The 15,877-nt window shown below is 70.3% G+C and carries 12 protein-coding genes and 1 pseudogene; 11 read left to right on the plus strand and 2 right to left on the minus strand.

The features are described 5' to 3' along the window. Window positions 1-105 precede the first annotated feature (105 nt). Window positions 106-1,446 carry an MFS transporter gene (locus ACZ63D_RS42895; protein ID WP_465360069.1) on the minus strand — a complete coding sequence of 447 codons (1,341 nt, stop codon included), beginning with the start codon at window positions 1,444-1,446 and terminating at the stop codon, window positions 106-108. 284 nt (window positions 1,447-1,730) lie between these two features. On the opposite strand from ACZ63D_RS42895, the gene ACZ63D_RS42900 reads away from it, so the two are divergent. The 3 genes and pseudogenes from ACZ63D_RS42900 to ACZ63D_RS42910 all read left to right on the plus strand — a co-directional run. Next, on the plus strand, window positions 1,731-2,675 hold the full coding sequence (locus ACZ63D_RS42900) for an alpha/beta hydrolase (protein ID WP_465360070.1): 945 nt from the start codon (window positions 1,731-1,733) through the stop codon (window positions 2,673-2,675). Window positions 2,676-2,794: 119 nt separating this feature from the next. Next, complete coding sequence (locus tag ACZ63D_RS42905; RefSeq protein WP_465360071.1) at window positions 2,795-3,658, plus strand: helix-turn-helix transcriptional regulator; 864 nt, start codon at window positions 2,795-2,797, stop codon at window positions 3,656-3,658. A 141-nt stretch (window positions 3,659-3,799) separates the two neighbouring features. Then, window positions 3,800-4,057: pseudogene (locus tag ACZ63D_RS42910) on the plus strand (nuclear transport factor 2 family protein); the annotation flags it as partial. A 101-nt stretch (window positions 4,058-4,158) separates the two neighbouring features. Here the strand turns inward: ACZ63D_RS42910 and ACZ63D_RS42915 are convergent. After that, a complete protein-coding gene (locus tag ACZ63D_RS42915) occupies window positions 4,159-4,848 on the minus strand; it encodes a TetR/AcrR family transcriptional regulator (protein ID WP_465360072.1) in 690 nt (229 codons plus the stop codon). A gap of 216 nt (window positions 4,849-5,064) precedes the next feature. Between ACZ63D_RS42915 and ACZ63D_RS42920 the strand changes: the two genes are divergently transcribed. Genes ACZ63D_RS42920 through ACZ63D_RS42955 form a run of 8 tightly spaced genes read left to right on the plus strand, consistent with a single transcriptional unit; the run spans window position 5,065 to window position 15,734 of the window. Beyond that, window positions 5,065-6,150: an NAD(P)H-dependent flavin oxidoreductase gene (locus ACZ63D_RS42920; protein WP_465360073.1), complete on the plus strand. Its 1,086-nt coding sequence runs from the start codon at window positions 5,065-5,067 to the stop codon at window positions 6,148-6,150. Continuing rightward, window positions 6,150-7,307, plus strand: coding sequence for a CaiB/BaiF CoA transferase family protein (locus ACZ63D_RS42925; RefSeq protein WP_465360074.1), 1,158 nt, complete (start codon window positions 6,150-6,152; stop codon window positions 7,305-7,307). The genes ACZ63D_RS42920 and ACZ63D_RS42925 overlap by 1 nt, the downstream gene beginning before the upstream one ends. Window positions 7,308-7,347: 40 nt before the next feature. Next, window positions 7,348-8,829, plus strand: coding sequence for an aldehyde dehydrogenase family protein (locus ACZ63D_RS42930; protein ID WP_465360075.1), 1,482 nt, complete (start codon window positions 7,348-7,350; stop codon window positions 8,827-8,829). Window positions 8,830-8,845: 16 nt separating this feature from the next. Then, window positions 8,846-9,712, plus strand: a complete 867-nt coding sequence (locus ACZ63D_RS42935) for an SDR family NAD(P)-dependent oxidoreductase (RefSeq protein ID WP_465360076.1) — start codon at window positions 8,846-8,848, stop codon at window positions 9,710-9,712. Beyond that, complete coding sequence (locus tag ACZ63D_RS42940) at window positions 9,709-11,454, plus strand: class I adenylate-forming enzyme family protein (protein ID WP_465360077.1); 1,746 nt, start codon at window positions 9,709-9,711, stop codon at window positions 11,452-11,454. Before ACZ63D_RS42935 ends, ACZ63D_RS42940 begins: the two co-directional genes overlap by 4 nt. A 40-nt stretch (window positions 11,455-11,494) precedes the next feature. Then, entirely contained in the window at window positions 11,495-11,719 is a 225-nt protein-coding gene (locus tag ACZ63D_RS42945) for a hypothetical protein (RefSeq protein ID WP_465360078.1), read from the plus strand. A 9-nt stretch (window positions 11,720-11,728) separates the two neighbouring features. Next, window positions 11,729-13,804, plus strand: a complete 2,076-nt coding sequence (locus ACZ63D_RS42950) for a hydantoinase/oxoprolinase family protein (protein ID WP_465360079.1) — start codon at window positions 11,729-11,731, stop codon at window positions 13,802-13,804. After that, window positions 13,797-15,734: a hydantoinase B/oxoprolinase family protein gene (locus ACZ63D_RS42955; protein WP_465360080.1), complete on the plus strand. Its 1,938-nt coding sequence runs from the start codon at window positions 13,797-13,799 to the stop codon at window positions 15,732-15,734. The genes ACZ63D_RS42950 and ACZ63D_RS42955 overlap by 8 nt, the downstream gene beginning before the upstream one ends. Window positions 15,735-15,877 lie beyond the last annotated feature (143 nt).

The raw sequence follows: 15,877 nt of genomic DNA on the forward strand, positions 1-15,877 counted from the left end.
CCGGCGGATTGCCGGGAGCCCGCCCGTTTCGCGTGCAATGCGATTGCTGGCCCGTAGCGAACTGGCCGGGAGCCCGGCAGGCTCCCGGCCAGCGGCCCGGTGGACTCATCCGGCGACGAGTTCTCCCCGGTCCATTTCGTAGTGGCGGGTCTCCTTGAGCCCGAGGGTGCACACCGCGCTGATCAAGGCCAGCACCGCCAGGAATCCGCCCAGCGCGAGCGATCCGGCGGCTCCGATGATCGGGGCGGCCACCAGGGGCGGAACGGCCCCGCCCAGGATTCCCGCGACGTTGTAGCAGAATCCGGCCGCCGTGTAGCGGTAGCGGGTGATGAACAGCTCCGGCATGAACGCGCTGACCGGACCGAAGACGAGTCCGGCGAAGACCAGCGTCAGGCAGACTCCCACGCCGTAGGAGAACGCGGTGCCGATGTCCAGCACCGGGAATAAGGCGAGGGCCCAGGCCACGGAGACGAAGGTGGACACGAGGATGACCCGCCGCCGGCCGAACCGGTCGGACAGCACCGCGCCGAGAATCATCGAGACGCACCACACGACGCCTGCAAGCACGCCGATCGAGAGCACGGTCGTCTTGGCCAAGTGCAGGTGAGCGGTCCCGTAGGAAGCGAGGAAACTGCCGCTGAGATAGAAGAAGGCGAACACCATGACCAGCACTCCGGAGCCGAACAGCATCTGGCGCGGCTGCTTGCGGAACGCTTCGGCGAGCGGTGCGGACGCGGTTCCGGACCGGACGGCCTCGCGGCGGAACACGGGGGACTCCTCGATCTTCAACCGCACGACGAGGCCGACGCCGATCAGCACCACGCTGGCCACGAACGGGATGCGCCAGCCGTAGCTGACGAAGTCCTCGTTGCTCATGGTGAGACCGGCGATCAGGAACGTCAGGTTGGCCAGCACGACCGCGACCGCGCCGCCGAGCGAGCCGAACATCGAGTAGAAGCCGCGCTTGGCCTTGGGAGCGCTCTCCGCCGCGAGCAGGGTCGCACCCGCCCATTCGCCGCCGACGGCGAGACCTTGCAGGATGCGCAGCAGCAACACCAGCAGGGGAGCGGCCACACCGATCTGGGCCGCGGTCGGCATCAGTCCGATGAGGACGGTGGAGAGCCCCATCAGGAACAGCGTGGTGATCAGGGTCTTCTTGCGGCCGACGCGGTCGCCGAAGTGCCCGAACAGGATCGCGCCGAGCGGCCGTCCGAGAAAAGCGACGCCTTGGGTCGCGAACGCGGCGACGGTGCCCGCGGCCGGTCCGAGGGCGGGGAAGAACACGTGCGGGAACACCAGCGCGGAGGCGGTTCCGTAGATCAGGAAGTCGTAGTACTCGATCACGGTCCCGGTGCTGCTGGCGATCGCGATGCGCCGCATGTCCTTCTTCGACGGGGCGGTGGTGCCGGGCGGCTGGACGCCGACGGTCTGCTGAGGCTGGTCCATGGCTCTTCCTTGAGGGGACGGGTGTCAGGCAGAAGTAAAATATAAAATGCAGAGTCACACTGTCCGTGGCGGAGGCGCGGGTGTCAACCGTCCGGCCGCCCGCGGAGCGGGAAGCGTTGTTCCGGGAGTTTTTCGCGACGTGCGCGCCGGGTTCGGAAAAGCGTGCCCAGGTATCCAGGGATAAATCCTTCCTAGGAAAGAACCCGAACTGGTACCGCCGCCCGCTGAGGCCGAAAGTGGAAGACGAGCCGGGGAAACGCCCCGAGCACGACTGAGGAGGCAGCATGGCCACCGGCACCGTCGAGCACGTCAAGTTCCGCAACCGCGACATGTACTGGGACATCGCGGCGGATCTGCACTTCCCGCCGGACTTCGACGAGTCCAAGACCTATCCGGCGATCGTCGTGGCGCACCCGATCGGCAGCTGCAAGGAGCAGACCTCCGGCAACGTGTACGCCCCGGCGCTGGCCGAGGCCGGAAACGTGGTCATCGCGTTCGACGCCAGCTTCCAGGGCGCGAGCGGCGGCGAGCCGCGGTTCCTCGAGGACCCCGCGCAGCGCGTCCAGGACTTCAGCCGCGTCGTCGACTACCTGGTGACCCTTCCCTACGTCGACGCCGACCGGATCGGCGTGCTCGGCATCTGCGGAGGCGGCGGGTACACGCTCGCGGCAGCGAAGACCGAGAAGCGCTTCAAGGTCGTGGTGTCCGTGACCGGCGCCAACTTCGGGCGGCTTCAGCGGGAGACGGCGGGCCAGAACGGCGGCGTTCTCCAGGCGCTCGCCGCGATCGGCCAGCAGCGCACCGCGGAGGCGCGCGGCGAGCAGAGCGCGGTCAACGGGTTCCTGCCCGAGACGGCTGAAGGCGCGAAGCAGGCTGGCGACATCGACATCGTCGAGGCCTTCGAGTACTACCGCACCGATCGCGGCCAGGCCGAGAACGGCTGTGTCCTGTTCGAGGCCGCGCACGGCTCGGCGGTGCTGGGCTGGGACGCGTTCCACCTGGCCGAGGAACTGCTCGACCAGCCGCTGCTGATCGTGATCGGCGACAAGGACAAGCAGGGCGCGTTCGGCGCGTACCGCGACGGACACGAGATCTACAAGCGGGCCGCGTCTGCCGACAAGCAGCTGCTCGAGGTCGACGGTGCTTCGCACTACGACCTGTACGACCGGCCGAACGGGGCGGGCGAAGCGTTGAAGACGATCGTCCCCTTCTTCACCGAGAAGCTCTGATCCTGCGCCGACTATCGCTGCCCGGTCGACCGCGATCCGGTCGGCCGGGCGGCGGTCGGTGCCAGCCCAGGACGATTCTTCCCCGGATACGCGAGAGCGAGGGCCGTAGGATGACGAGCATGGTCGAGGCGACGACGGAGCTGCGCGAGCTGGGACAGTTCTTCCAGCATCGCCGCGCCGAACTGCAGCCGCACCAGGTCGGCCTCGACGTCCCGGCCGCCGAACGCCGCCGCGTCCCCGGCCTGCGCCGCGAGGAAGTGGCGCAGCTGGTTTCGATCAGCACGGACTACTACACGCGGATCGAACAGGGCCGCCTCGCCCCGTCCGAACCGGTGCTGGCCGCTCTGGAACGCACGCTGGGACTGGACGACGAACAGCGCGACTACGTCCGCACCCTGCTGCCCCGGGCGGGTTCCGCGCCCGCGCCGCGGGAACCCGCGCGCCGCCGCCGGGCGATCCGCCCGCAGCTGGAGCGCCTGCTGGGGCAGCTGGACCGGGTTCCGGCGCTGGTGTTCAGCCGGTACCTGGACATCCTGGCGTGGAACGACCTCGCCGCGGCGCTGCTGCTCGATTTCGCCGAGATCCCCGAGCGGGACCGCAACTACATCCGCCTGGTCTTCACGAACCCGGAGATGCGGGCGCGGTACCCGGAATGGGAGCAGGTCGCGCGCACGTGCGTCGCGGTCCTGCGGATGAACGCGGCGGGCACCCCGACCGATCCGGCGCTGTCGCGGCTGGTCGGGGATCTGTCGCTGACGAGCCCGGATTTCGGCCGCTGGTGGGCCGAGCGCCGGGTGGCGCACCAGAATTTCGGCACGAAGACGGTCGCGCATCCGCAGGTGGGGGAGATGTCGCTGGACTGGGACAGCTTCCAGCAGGCCGGGAACGTCGAGCAGCAGCTGGTGATCTGGTCGGCCGAACCCGGCTCGGAGTCGGCGGAACGGCTGGCCCGGCTGCGGGACTCGGTCGCGCGGAACGGCTGACGGAGCTTCGGATTTCCCGAACCGCCGCTTCGGGAAAGGGAAATCCCCTTGACCGGCACAGCGCGCACCCGCGAAGAACGAATCCAGTGGGCGATCGACGTCGAAGAGATCAAGGCGGTGCTGGCCTAGTACTGCCACGGGATCGACAAACAGGACGAAGAAACGTTCCTGAGCATCTGGGCCGAAGACGCGGACTACGTGCTGCCGCGCGGCGTGGGCCACGGCATCGACGGCGTCCGCGCGCTGGTGCGGAAAGTATGGGAGCAGGTGCCCCGCTGTCGCCACCACATCACCAACGCGGTGATCGAAGTGGACGGTGACACGGCGGTGGCGAAGACCGACGTGTTCTACTTCCGGCTGACCGACGACGGCGTCCGCCAGCTGCTGTCGGGCGGATACGAGATGGAATGTGCGCCGCGACGGAGAGTGGAAGACGCGCCGGATGGAGTTCGTTTCGGCCAGCCCGGTGTTCGCCGGAAATCCGTCCTAGCCGTTCCCGGTCAGAGTTTCGGCGGGGAGAAAACCGGCGACAGCGCCGCGGCCGGGGGAGCGGCCGCGGACGGTGTCGTGGCGGTGCCCGGGCCGGACAGCGCGTTGCGGATGAGGCGCTGCGCGGTCGCGAGGATGTCGTCGAGGCTGCCGCGGGCGGGGTTCCACCATTCGGTGGCCCAGTTGACCGCGCCGAGCAGGAACATCCGGGCCGCGCGGGGATCGAGGCCGGGGTCGATTTCGCCGCTGTCGACGCCTGCCTTGATCAGGTCGCGCCACAGCTGTCCGGTGGCGCGCTGGTGTTCCAGCTGGCGGGCGCGGATGTCGGGGGGCAGCTGGCCGAGGGTGCGCATCGCGGCCGCGGTGTAGGCGGATTCCTTCAGCACCATTTCGAGGTGGGCGGCGTAGGCGGTGCAGATCCGGTCCATCGCGGTCGCGTCCGGGGGGAGCGCGGCGAGCCGGGCGCGGACGTTGTCCCCGGCCATCCGGTCGCCGATGTTGACGACCTCCTCGAGGATCGCCTCCCGCGACTCGAAGTAGTAGTAGACCGCGGGCACCCGCAGCTGTGCCAGCGTCGCGATCTCCGACAGCCGGGTGCCGTCGAAACCCTTGCGGCTCAACAGGTCCGCCGCGGCGTCGAGGATCCGCCGCCGGGTCCGGTCGGACTTGCGCTCCCGGTCCGGGCCGTCCGCCTTCGTCACCTGTCCCCCTCTCGTCCGGGAAAAATCTACCGGTTGTTCGAAGAACCGGGCAAGCGAGGTCAGGGCTTGCCTGGTTTTTGAAAGAGTGCTAGAAAATCTCCAGTCGCGGCGAGCGGACACCACCGCCGAGACTGAATGCGAAATATATTAAATACTTTCGAGTATCCCCGGACCCGCGGCAGCACCGGCCGCCGGGACGGCACGGAGGAGGAGCCCATGTCGCCCACCCTGCGGACCCCGGTTTGCGAGCTGCTGGAGATCGACGTGCCGATCCTGCAGGCGGGCATGGGCAATGTCGCCTACGGGCGGCTCGCCGCCGCGGTGTCGAACGCGGGCGGGCTCGGTTCGATCGGCGGCATCGACATCACGCCTGAGCAGGTGGACGAGGAGATCCGGTTGTTCCGGAAGCTCAGCGACCGGCCGCTGTGCGTCGACCTGGGGTTCCCGGCGAACGCGCCGAAGGGTCTCTCCGACGTGGCGGTGCCGGAGCTGCCGGGGCCGCTGAGGCAGCTGAAATCCGAACTGGCCGAGCGAGGCGTCGAGGTCGTGCCGACCACGGACCAGGCGATCAGCCTGGCGGACAACAAGAAAAAGCTGGAGATCTCCCTCGGCCACGGCGTCGAGGTCATCGCCTGCGCGCTGGGCACCCCGACCTGGGTGGTGGAAGCCTGCCATGCCAAGGGCGCGAAGGTGATCAGCATCGTCGGGCAGGCGAAGCACGCGCGCAGCGCCATCCGCAACGGCACCGACCTGGTGGTCGTGCAGGGCACCGAGGGCGGCGGGCACACCGGCGACGTCGGGCTGATCACGCTGCTGGCCGAGGTGCTGGAGTTCTCGACGGTGCCGGTGATCGCGGCGGGCGGGCTGGTCAAGGGTTCGCAGATCGCCGCGTGCCTGACCATGGGCGCACAGGGCGCGTGGGTCGGGACGCGGTTCCTCGCCAGCGAGGAGTCCGGTTCGGAGGACGTCTTCAAACAGGCGGTCGTGGAAGCCGATTACGACTCGACGCTGCGTTCGCTGTTGTTCGACGGCCTGCACGTCCGGATGCTGCGCAACCGGTTCACCGAAGTGTGGGAAGGGCACGAGGACGAGCTGTCGCCGTATCCGGTGCAGCGGGTGCTGACCATGCCGTTCAAGTACGCCGCGATGAAGGCGCACCTCAAGACGCACATGAGCATGCCCTCGGGCGCGGGGGCGGGCATGATCACCGACCTGCCCGGCGCCGCGGAAATCCTCGACCGGCTGGTCGAAGAGACTGTCGAAGCCCTGCGCGGCATCGAGAAGACGGTCGAGTTCAGCTGATGGCCGGGCCGCTGGCAGGTGTGAAGGTCGTCGAGATCGGCTCGATCGGCCCCGGGCCGTGGTGCGCGATGCTGCTGTCGGACATGGGCGCGGACGTGCTCCGGGTGGACCGGGCCGGCCACGTGCGCGACCACGTTCCGGGCGAGCGGTCCTACGAATTCGCCACGCTGCGGGGCCGCCGTTCGGCCGGTGTCGACCTGAAACGCCCCGGCGGCGCGGAGGTGGTGCTGCGCCTGGCCGAGCAGGCCGACGCGCTGATCGAGGGCAGCCGTCCGGGCGTCGCCGAGCGGCTCGGGTTCGGCCCGGACGAATGCCTGGCCCGCAACCCGCGGCTGGTCTACGGCCGGATGACCGGATGGGGCCAGGACGGGCCGCTGGCGCAGGCGCCCGGGCACGACCTGAACTACCTCGCGCTCAGCGGGCTGCTGCACGCGATCGGACCGGCCGGCGGGCGGCCGGTCCCGCCGCTCAACCTCGTCGGCGACTACGGCGGCGGCGGGATGCTGCTCGCGTTCGGGATCGTGTCCGGGCTGCTGGAAGCGGCGCGGTCCGGACGGGGGCAGGTGCTCGACGCCGCCATGCTCGACGGCTCGTTGCTGCTCGGTTCGCTGTTCCACGGGCTTCGCCAGACCGGGCGGTGGCGGGACGAGCGGGAATCGAACCGTCTCGACGGCGGCGCGCCGTACTACGGCACCTACGAGACCTCCGACGGCCGGTGGGTCGCGATCGCGGCCAACGAACCGAAGTTCTACGCGGTCCTGCTCGAAACGCTCGGGCTCGCGGACGAGGACTTGCCCGCGCAGCAGGACGAACCCGGCTGGCCGGAGCTGCGCCGCCGGTTCGCCGCTGTCTTCCGCACCCGGACCCGGGACGAATGGACCGAGGCTTTCCGGTCGAAGGAGACCTGTTTCGCCCCAGTGCTGACCCTCGCCGAGGCGCCGCACCACGAGCACAGCGTCGCCCGGGACGCGTTCGTGCCGGTGGACGGGGTGATGCAGCCCGCTCCCGCGCCGCGCTTCGCCCGCACCCCGGGCGCGGTGGCCGGGCCGGCGGCCGTGCCCGGCGAACACACCGAGAAAGCGTTGCAGGACTGGGGATTCAGCCACGAAGAAGTGACCGGCCTGCTCGCCGCGGGGATCGTCGTGCAGCAGAACTGACCGGACAGCGAACCACTGCCAGAGAGGAGAGCGCGAGCCGATGAGTGTGGTGGACAGCCGCGACGAACTCGTGATCGACGGAGACCTGCGCGTTCCGCGGCCGGACGCGCTGATGATCGGCGGCGAATGGCTGCGGTCGTCCGGCGGCGAGGTCACGACCGTCGTGTCGCCGACGACGGAACAGGTCGTGGCGGAGGTCGTCGCGCCCTCGGCGGACGACGCCGACGCGGCGGTCGCGGCAGCGGCGGAGGCGTTCGACGGTCCGTGGCCGCGGCTCCCGGTCGCCCGGCGAATCGAGGTGTGCCAGCGGTTCTGCGCTCTGCTCGAGGAACGAGCCGACGAGATCGGTCTCGTGTGGGCGGTCGAGGCGGGCATCCCGGTCCGCTGGAGCCGGACCCTGCACCGGTTCGCGGCGAAGGCGGCCTGGCGCACCGCGCTCGCGGTCGCCGAGGAGGCGCTGGCGCCGGAGACGCGCGCCACCCCGGTCGGCGAGGTGCGGATCGAGCGGGAACCGGTCGGCCCGGTGCTGGCGGTGATGCCGTACAACGGCCCGCTTCCGACAGTGGGCAGCAAGGTGGTCCCGGCGTTGCTGGCCGGGGCGCCGGTGGTGGTGAAAGCGGCACCGGAATCCGCCTTGATGATGCGGACCGTCGCCGAATGCGCGGTGGCGGCGGGATTTCCGCCGGGCGTGCTGAGCGTGCTGGCGGCGGGCGTCGAGGTCTCCCGGCGCCTGGCTTCCGACGCGCGATTCGAGATGATCTCGTTCACCGGCGGTCCGGCGACCGCTTCGGAGATCCTTCGCCAGAGCGCGGACCTGTTGCCGCGCACGGTGTTCGAGCTGGGCGGGAAGTCGCCCGCGGTGCTGCTCGACGACGTGGACCTGACGCAGGCGTTGCGTCCGCTGGTCGCCGGTGCGATGAGCGGTTCGGGTCAGGTGTGCGCAGCGTTGTCGCGGATCCTGGTCCCGGCTTCGAGGCACGACGAAATCGCTGACGCCCTCGCCGCCGCGTACCGCGCGTTGCGGATCGGCGATCCGCGGTCGAAGGACACCGACCACGGCCCGTTGGTGACGCGTGCGGCGTTCGACCGCACCCAGCGCGTCGTGGAGCGGGCTCGCGAGCAGGGCGCGACCGTGGCGACCGGCGGCCGTCGTCCGGCGGGCTTCGCCGCCGGGTGGTTCTACGAACCGACGCTGCTGACCGGCGTCGAGGAGGACCACGACGTCGCCCAGAACGAGGTGTTCGGCCCGGTCACCGCGGTGCTGCCGTACGACGGCCTCGACGACGCGGTGCGCATCGCGAACGGCACCCAGTACGGCTTGGCGGCGAGCGTGTTCTCCGCGGACCAGGACCGCGCATTGGACGTGGCACGCCGGATCCGGGCGGGATCGGTGGCGCTCAACACCTTCGGACCGACCATGGCGGCGCCGTTCGGCGGCGTGAAGCGGTCCGGCTGGGGACGGGAATGCGGGCCCGAGGGCCTCCGCGAATTCACCGATGTGAAGCAGATTCTGGTCGGTTGAGGCGAAAGGGACAGGCATGGGCAACGAAGTGGCGCTGGTGACCGGCGGGGCGAGCGGGATGGGCCGCGCGTCAGTGGCGCGGTTCCTCGACCGTGGCTTCGACGTCGTCATCGCAGATCTCAACCGAGAGGTCGCCGAACGCACGCTCGCCGAGTTCGACGCGGGCGACCGGGTGCGGTTCGCGCACACCGACGTCAGCGACGAAGCGCAGTTCGAGGCTGCGATCGCGCAGGCTGTCGAGAGTTTCGGCAGGCTCGACGTGCTGGTCAACGCAGCGGGTGTCGGCGGGGCGTTCGGCCCGCTGACCGAACTCGAGGCCGACGACTGGGACTACACCTTCGACGTCGTCCTGCGCAGCGTGTTCCTGGGCGTCAAGCACGCCGGGCGGGTGATGCGGGCGCAGGGGACGGGCGGGGCGATCGTGAACTTCGGTTCGGTGGGCGCGTTCGCGGCCGGCGCCGGGGTGCAGGCGTACTCGGTCGCGAAGGCGGGCGTGCAGCATCTGACCAAAATCGCTGCCTTCGAGTACGCCGCGGACCGGATCAGGGTCAACGCGGTCGCGCCCGGCATCATCACCACGCCGCTGATCGGGCTCACCGCCGAGGACCTGAAGCCGGTGCTGGGCACCGTGCAGCCGCTGCCGTACGCGGGGGAACCCGATTTCGTCGCCGGCGTGGTGTCGTTCCTGGCCAGCGACGACGCGAAGTTCATCACCGGCGAGGTGATCACCGTCGACGGCGGCATGATCGCTGCCGGGCCGCAGCTGGGCAACCTGGTCAACAACAACCCCGCGCTCAACGGCCTGGTCGGAGTCAACCGGGGCAGCACCGGCCAGAAGTCCAAGGTGCACCGCACCGTCGAAGTGGCGGGGAGCCCGCGATGACCGCGGACCGGCCGCCGATCGCGCAGCGGCGGGCCGACCTCGAACGTGAATTCGCCCCGTGGCGCCCGCGCACTCTCGACGAGCACTTCGAACACGTGGCGGCGCGGTTCGCCACGCGTCCGTACGTCATCGCGGGCGACCGGACGTTCACCTACGAGGACGTGCTGTGGCGGGCGCACCGGTTCGCCGACGGGCTGGCCGCGCTCGGGGTGCGCCCCGGCGACCACGTGGGCCTGCTGATGGCGAACTACCCGGAGTACGCGCCGTTGAAGCTGGCGATCGCGCGCGCCGGCGCGGTGGCGGTGCCGCTGAACTACCTTTACCGCACCCAGGAACTGGGATTCGTGCTGCGGCAGTCGTGCAGCCGCGTGCTGATCACGATGACGTCCTTCCGGAACCAGGACTACCTCGCCATGCTGGACGAGCTGGCTCCGGGCTGGGAGCGGCCCGGGGCGATCGGGTTCGGCGACCTGGAGCGCGTGCTCACCCTGGATCCGGAGGGCAAGGGCGAAGGCCGGGAAGGCGTGCTCGACGTTCCGGAGCTGGAGCGGATCGGCCGCGCGAGCCCGGGTGCGGCGCGCGGCGGACTGCGCGGCCCGCTGGAGATGTCGGACATCATGTACACCTCCGGCACCACCGGCGAGCCCAAAGGCGTGCAGCTGAGCCACGACGCGCTGCTGCGCCAGGTGTACGGCTCGGCCTACTGCCGGGCGCTGCCGGACGGCAACCGGTCGGTGTTCGCCCTGCCCTGCTACCACATGTTCGCTTACGAGCAAGGCGTGCAGGCGGCGACCTTCGTCGGCGGCACCATCCTGCCGCAGCCGAAATTCGACGCGGGGGAGTACCTGCGGGCGATCGAGCGGCACCGGGTGAACGACGTGCTCGCGGTGCCGACGATGAGCGTCGCGCTGGTCGAACATCCCGCGCGCCGCGGCACCGATCTGTCCTCTTTGGACCGGATGCTCTCGGCCGCCGCGGTCGCGCCGACCTGGCTGTGGGAGCGGATCCGCGCCGACCTCGGCGTCCGCGAACTGACCACCGCCTACGGGATGACCGAGGCGGGCGGCGCGACGGTGATGACCCAGCCGGACGATCCGCTCGAGGTGACCGCGTCCACGGTCGGCCGCCCGAAACCCAGCGGGGCGGCGAGCGAGACCGGCGGCCCCATCGCGGAGTACCGGATTCTCGACCCGGCGACCGGCGAACCGGTTCCGCCCGGCGAGCCGGGCGAACTCGTCGCGCGCGGTCCCACGACCATGCTCGGCTACTGGAACCGGCCCGAGGAGACGGCGGCGGCGCTGCGGGACGGCTGGCTGTACTCCGGCGACCTCGGCCGCGCCTTGCCCGACGGCTCGCTGGTGATCACCGGCCGGTCGAAGGACCTGTTCAAAAGCGGCGGCGAGCTCGTGATGCCCAAAGAGGTCGAGGACTTCCTGTCCGGGCGGCCGGGCGTCAGCCAGGCGTTCGTCGTCGGCGTGCCGGACGACCGCTGGGGCGAGGCGGGCTGCGCGTTCGTCGTCCCGGAACCGGGCGCCGCGCCGGTCCCGGAGGAGCTGATCGAGGCGTGCCGGGCGAACCTGGCCCGGTTCAAGGTTCCCCGGCACGTGTTCGTGCTCGGCGCGGACGAGGTGCCGCAGACCCCCACCGGAAAAGTGCAGAAGTTCAAGCTCGTGCCGATCGCGCGGGCCCGGCTCGGCGCGGACGTCTCGGTCCGTGCGCTGAGCCAGTCCGGGCCTGCCTAGCGCGAAGCCCCTTCATCGAGGCGAAAGAGGAGAGAGATCAATGGCGATCACCAATCCGCGCCCGACCGAACCGACGCTGTCGGTCGCCCGGGAGCACGTCGAGGGAACGTGCACCGCGTGCGGCGCGCGAGAGCTGCGGGCGTATCCGGTGCTGTCCGAGGCCGGCTGGTTCGACGTCGTGAAATGCGCGGCCTGCCTGACCGACGCGCGGCGCGTCCCGGGCCCGAAACTCGGCCCGGTCGAACTGCTCGTGGACCGGATCTGAGGGGCGGACATGGCTGAGCGCGAGAACATGATCGGCGTGGACGTCGGCGGCACGTTCACCGACATCGTCTCGATTTCCGGCGGCCGGATCGAGACCGTCAAGGTGGCCACCAACGTCACCGAAAGCTACAAAGCCGTGCTGGAGGGAGCGTCCGAAGTGGACGTCGCCGCGGCGGCGGCGTTCAACCACGCCAGCACGCACGGGCTCAACGCGGTCATCACCCGGCGGCTGCCGAAGATCGCGTTCCTGACCACTGAGGGCCACCGCGACATTCTCGACATGGCTCGCGCGATGCGGCCGCCGGAGGCCAACACCGACCCGCGCTGGCACCGCAGCTTCGGCGACGTGACCGCGCCGGTCGTGCCGCGCTACCTGCGCCGCGGGATCCGCGAACGCTTCGGCGCGGACGGGACGGTGGTGATCCCGCTCGACGAGCAGCAGGCGCGCGAGGAACTGCGGATCCTGGCCCGCTGCGGCGTCGAAGGGGTCGCGATCTGCCTGCTGAATTCCTATGTGGACGGAAGCCACGAGCGGCGGCTGCGCGAACTGGTGGCCGAAGAGATCGGTGACGTCGCGTGCTCGATCTCCAGCGAGGTCTCGCCGCTGGCGCGGGAGTACCCGCGTGCCTCGACCACGGTCATCGACGTGCTGATGAAGCGGATCTACGGCCCCTACACCCGGGAACTGGCGGCCGGGCTCACCGGGCTGGGGTTCGCCGGCGACCTGAACTTCGCCGACTGCGCGGCCATGCTGGCTCCGGTCGAGGTCGCGATGGAACGGCCTTCGCGGATCGTGTTCTCCGGGCCCGCGGCCGGGACCGTGGCGTGCGCGCATCTGGGCGACCTGATCGGCGAGCCGAACCTGATCTGCACCGACATCGGCGGCACCTCCAGCGACATCAGCGTGGTCACCGGCGGGAAACCGTTCGTGAACACGACGTTCGAGCTGGAACACGACCTGATCGTGAACACGCTGTCGAACGAAATCGTCAGCGTCGGCGCGGGCGGCGGCAGCATCGTCAGCATCACTCCGACCGGCGAGGTCAAGGTCGGCCCGGAAAGCGCGGGCGCGGACCCCGGCCCGGCGTGCTACGGACGCGGCGGCGAGGCGCCGACGACGACCGACACGTTCCTGATGATGGGAATCCTCGACCCCGACCGGTTCGCCGCCGGACGCGCGCGGCTCGATCCCGCTCTCGCGCGGTTCGCGTTCGAGAACCTGGACACGCAGGCGACGCTGTCCGAGCGGGTGCGGTTCGCCTACCGGATGGCACTGAACAACGTGGCCGAAGGGATCGTCGACGTCCTGGTCAAGAACGGCGTCGACCCGCGCGACCACGCGCTGGTCGCCTACGGCGCGGCAGGCCCGATGATGCTGCCGGGCCTGCTGGAGCAGATGCACGTCAAGAGCGTGCTCGTGCCGCCGCATCCCGGGCTGTTCTCCGCGCTCGGCCTGGTCAGCGCCGACCAGGTGTACGCCGACAGCCGGACCGCCTACACGGTGCTCACCCCGGACGCGGCCGACGAGATTGACGCCGTCTACGCCAGCATGGAAGAGGCGATGACGCGGTCGCTGGGCAAGGACGCCGAACGGGTCACGTTCACGCGCTCCTTCGACGGGCAGCTGATGGGCCAGGTCTGGGAGACGCCGTTTGTCGAGGTGCCGAACGGGAAGATCACCCCGGAGGCGGTCGGGAAGATGATCGCCAACTTCCACGACGGGTACGAGCAGCGCTCGGGCAACCGCTTCGAAGGCATGCCGGTGCAGGGCGTCACCTACCGGCTCACCGCGGTGGTGCCGACCCCGAAGGTCGATTATCCGGAACCGCCGCGGCGGCCCGCGGGCGAATCGCCCCAGCCGGTCGGCACGATCACCATCCGGCACCTCGAAGAGACCGATCTGAAGGCCGGCGAGTACGAGCGCGACCAGCTCATGCGCGACGACGTCATCGAAGGCCCGGCGGTGATCCGGGAACCGATGTCGACCACCTTCGTGCCGCCCGGACTGGTCGCCGCTGTGGGCCGGATCGGCGAAATCGTCATCACCCGGGCGACCGGTCAGCAGAGGAGCGAAGGCAATGACTGACACCACCGAAACGCTGCTTCGCGACTTCACCGACGAACAGTTCCGCGAGCGCTACGACTGCGACCGGTTCACCGCGTCGGTGCTCGCCAACCGGCTCCGGTACTCGGTGCAGCACGTGACGACCGGCCTGCTGCACCGGGCGTTCTCGCCGATCATCGCGCTCTGCTACGACTTCGCTGCCTGCGTCTGCGCCCCGCCGGAACAGGACTACGCGATGAGCGCGGTCACGAACGGGCTGTCCATCTTCCTCGGCACGATGTCGGCGGGCGTGCGCGTCGCGGTCGAGGAATTCGGGCCGGAGAACCTGGTCCCGGGCGATCTGCTGATCTGCAACGACGTCTACCGGATGGGCAACCACTACAACGACGTCTGCTTCATCCGCCCGGTGTTCCACAAGGGACGGATCGCGAGCTTCATCGCGCTGCGGGCGCACCAGCTCGACGTCGGCGGCATCGCGCCCGGCGGGTTTTCCGCCGCGAAGCACAACATCTACGAGGACGGCATTTCGATCAGCCCTCGGCTGCTCTACCACGCGGGCGAACCGGTCAAGGAGACGTTCTCGCTGATCTTCGACAACGTGCGGATGGCCGAGCTGATGCTGCCGGACTTCCACACCATGCAGAGCTGCTGCGCGCTCGGCGAGGGCCTGATCCAGGAGATCATCGAGCGCTACGGCATCGAGGCGTACCTGGGCAGCCTGCGCTACGCCTGCGACGCCTCGGCGGAAAGCATGCGCCTGGCGTTCGCCGAGATGCCGGACGGCGACTACTCCGCGACCGGTTCGCTGGACGCGGACGGCGTCGACGACAGCGAGGAGTACGTCGTCGCGCTGACGCTGCGGAAACGCGGCGCGAAGCTGGAAGCCGACTTCAGCGGCTCGTCGCGGCAGGCGCGCACCTGCATCAACGCCGGTGCGCTCGACGCCAAGACGGCGATCGGCGTCGGGCTGAAAATGCTGCTGTCGCCGGAAAGCGAGTTCACCTCCGGCACCTTCCGCGACGTCGACCTGGTGATCCCGGCCGGGTCGATGGTCAGCGCCCTGCCGCCGGACGGCGCGGTCTTCTGCTACTACGAAGTGTCCGCGCTCATCAACACGGTGCTGTGCCGGGCACTGGGCTCGGTGCTCGGCGAGGCGGCCCTCGGCGGCGACTTCGGCTCGGCCTACGTGCACAACGCCTACGGCGTCGGACCCGACGGCACCCCGTGGATGTGCTCGGCGATGGCAGGCGGCGAACACGGCCCGCGCGGCGGGTCCTCCGCGGGCGACGGCGACGGATTCTCCTGCAGCTACATCTTCAACCTGATGTCGCCGTCCACGGAATCGCTGGAAGCGGACTTCCCGCTGCGCATCATGCGGCGCGAGTTCCTGCCGGACACCGCCGGGCCGGGCTCGTTCCGCGGCGGCGCTTCGGTCGCGAAGGACGTCATGTACACCCAGCCCGGCCAGCATCAGACCATCCCGCTGCGATTCCGCAACGCCAGCGGCGTCGGCGTCCGCGGCGGCAACGACGGCGCTCTCGGCGGAGTCTGGATCTTCGGCCGCGACGGAGCGCCGACCACCGGCGCGTCGACGCTCGTGCCCGCCGACACCTCGTCGTACGCCGAGGCAGTCGCCGTCGCGGGCACGCTCGACCCGAAAACCCAGGCCCCGCGTCCGGACGGCGAATACTTCTACTACGGCAGGGATCCGGGCTGGGCCACCGAAGCCGGGGCCACCTGGCGGTACGTGACCAACGGCGGTGGCGGCTGGGGCGATCCCCTGGACCGCGACCCCCAGCACGTGCTGCGCGACGTGCGCGACGAGTACGTGAGCATCGCCGCCGCCGAACGCGACTTCGGCGTGGTGATCACCGGCCATCCGCACACCGACCCGGAAGGTCTCGTGCTCGACCTGCCCGCGACCGAACGGGCGCGCGCCGCCCGACGCTGACCGGCCGCGGCCTGGGGGGGGGGGGGGGGGGGGGGGGGGGGGGGGGGGGGGGGGGGGGGGGGGGGGGGGGGGGGGGGGGGGGGGGAGGGGGGGGGGGGGAGGGGGGGGAGGTTGGAGTGGAGGTTGCGGGAGTTCGGCAGGTT

It is taken from the genome of Amycolatopsis sp. NPDC104775 (assembly GCF_055583325.1).

Bases quoted from the DNA above. Each gene is read 5' to 3' on its own strand.
- ACZ63D_RS42895 (WP_465360069.1), bottom strand. From the start codon at position 1,446: ATGGACCAGCCTCAGCAGACCGTCGGCGTCCAGCCGCCCGGCACCACC.
- ACZ63D_RS42900 (WP_465360070.1), top strand. From the start codon at position 1,731: ATGGCCACCGGCACCGTCGAGCACGTCAAGTTCCGCAACCGCGACATG.
- ACZ63D_RS42905 (WP_465360071.1), top strand. From the start codon at position 2,795: ATGGTCGAGGCGACGACGGAGCTGCGCGAGCTGGGACAGTTCTTCCAG.
- ACZ63D_RS42920 (WP_465360073.1), top strand. From the start codon at position 5,065: ATGTCGCCCACCCTGCGGACCCCGGTTTGCGAGCTGCTGGAGATCGAC.
- ACZ63D_RS42925 (WP_465360074.1), top strand. From the start codon at position 6,150: ATGGCCGGGCCGCTGGCAGGTGTGAAGGTCGTCGAGATCGGCTCGATC.
- ACZ63D_RS42930 (WP_465360075.1), top strand. From the start codon at position 7,348: ATGAGTGTGGTGGACAGCCGCGACGAACTCGTGATCGACGGAGACCTG.
- ACZ63D_RS42935 (WP_465360076.1), top strand. From the start codon at position 8,846: ATGGGCAACGAAGTGGCGCTGGTGACCGGCGGGGCGAGCGGGATGGGC.
- ACZ63D_RS42940 (WP_465360077.1), top strand. From the start codon at position 9,709: ATGACCGCGGACCGGCCGCCGATCGCGCAGCGGCGGGCCGACCTCGAA.
- ACZ63D_RS42945 (WP_465360078.1), top strand. From the start codon at position 11,495: ATGGCGATCACCAATCCGCGCCCGACCGAACCGACGCTGTCGGTCGCC.
- ACZ63D_RS42950 (WP_465360079.1), top strand. From the start codon at position 11,729: ATGGCTGAGCGCGAGAACATGATCGGCGTGGACGTCGGCGGCACGTTC.
- ACZ63D_RS42955 (WP_465360080.1), top strand. From the start codon at position 13,797: ATGACTGACACCACCGAAACGCTGCTTCGCGACTTCACCGACGAACAG.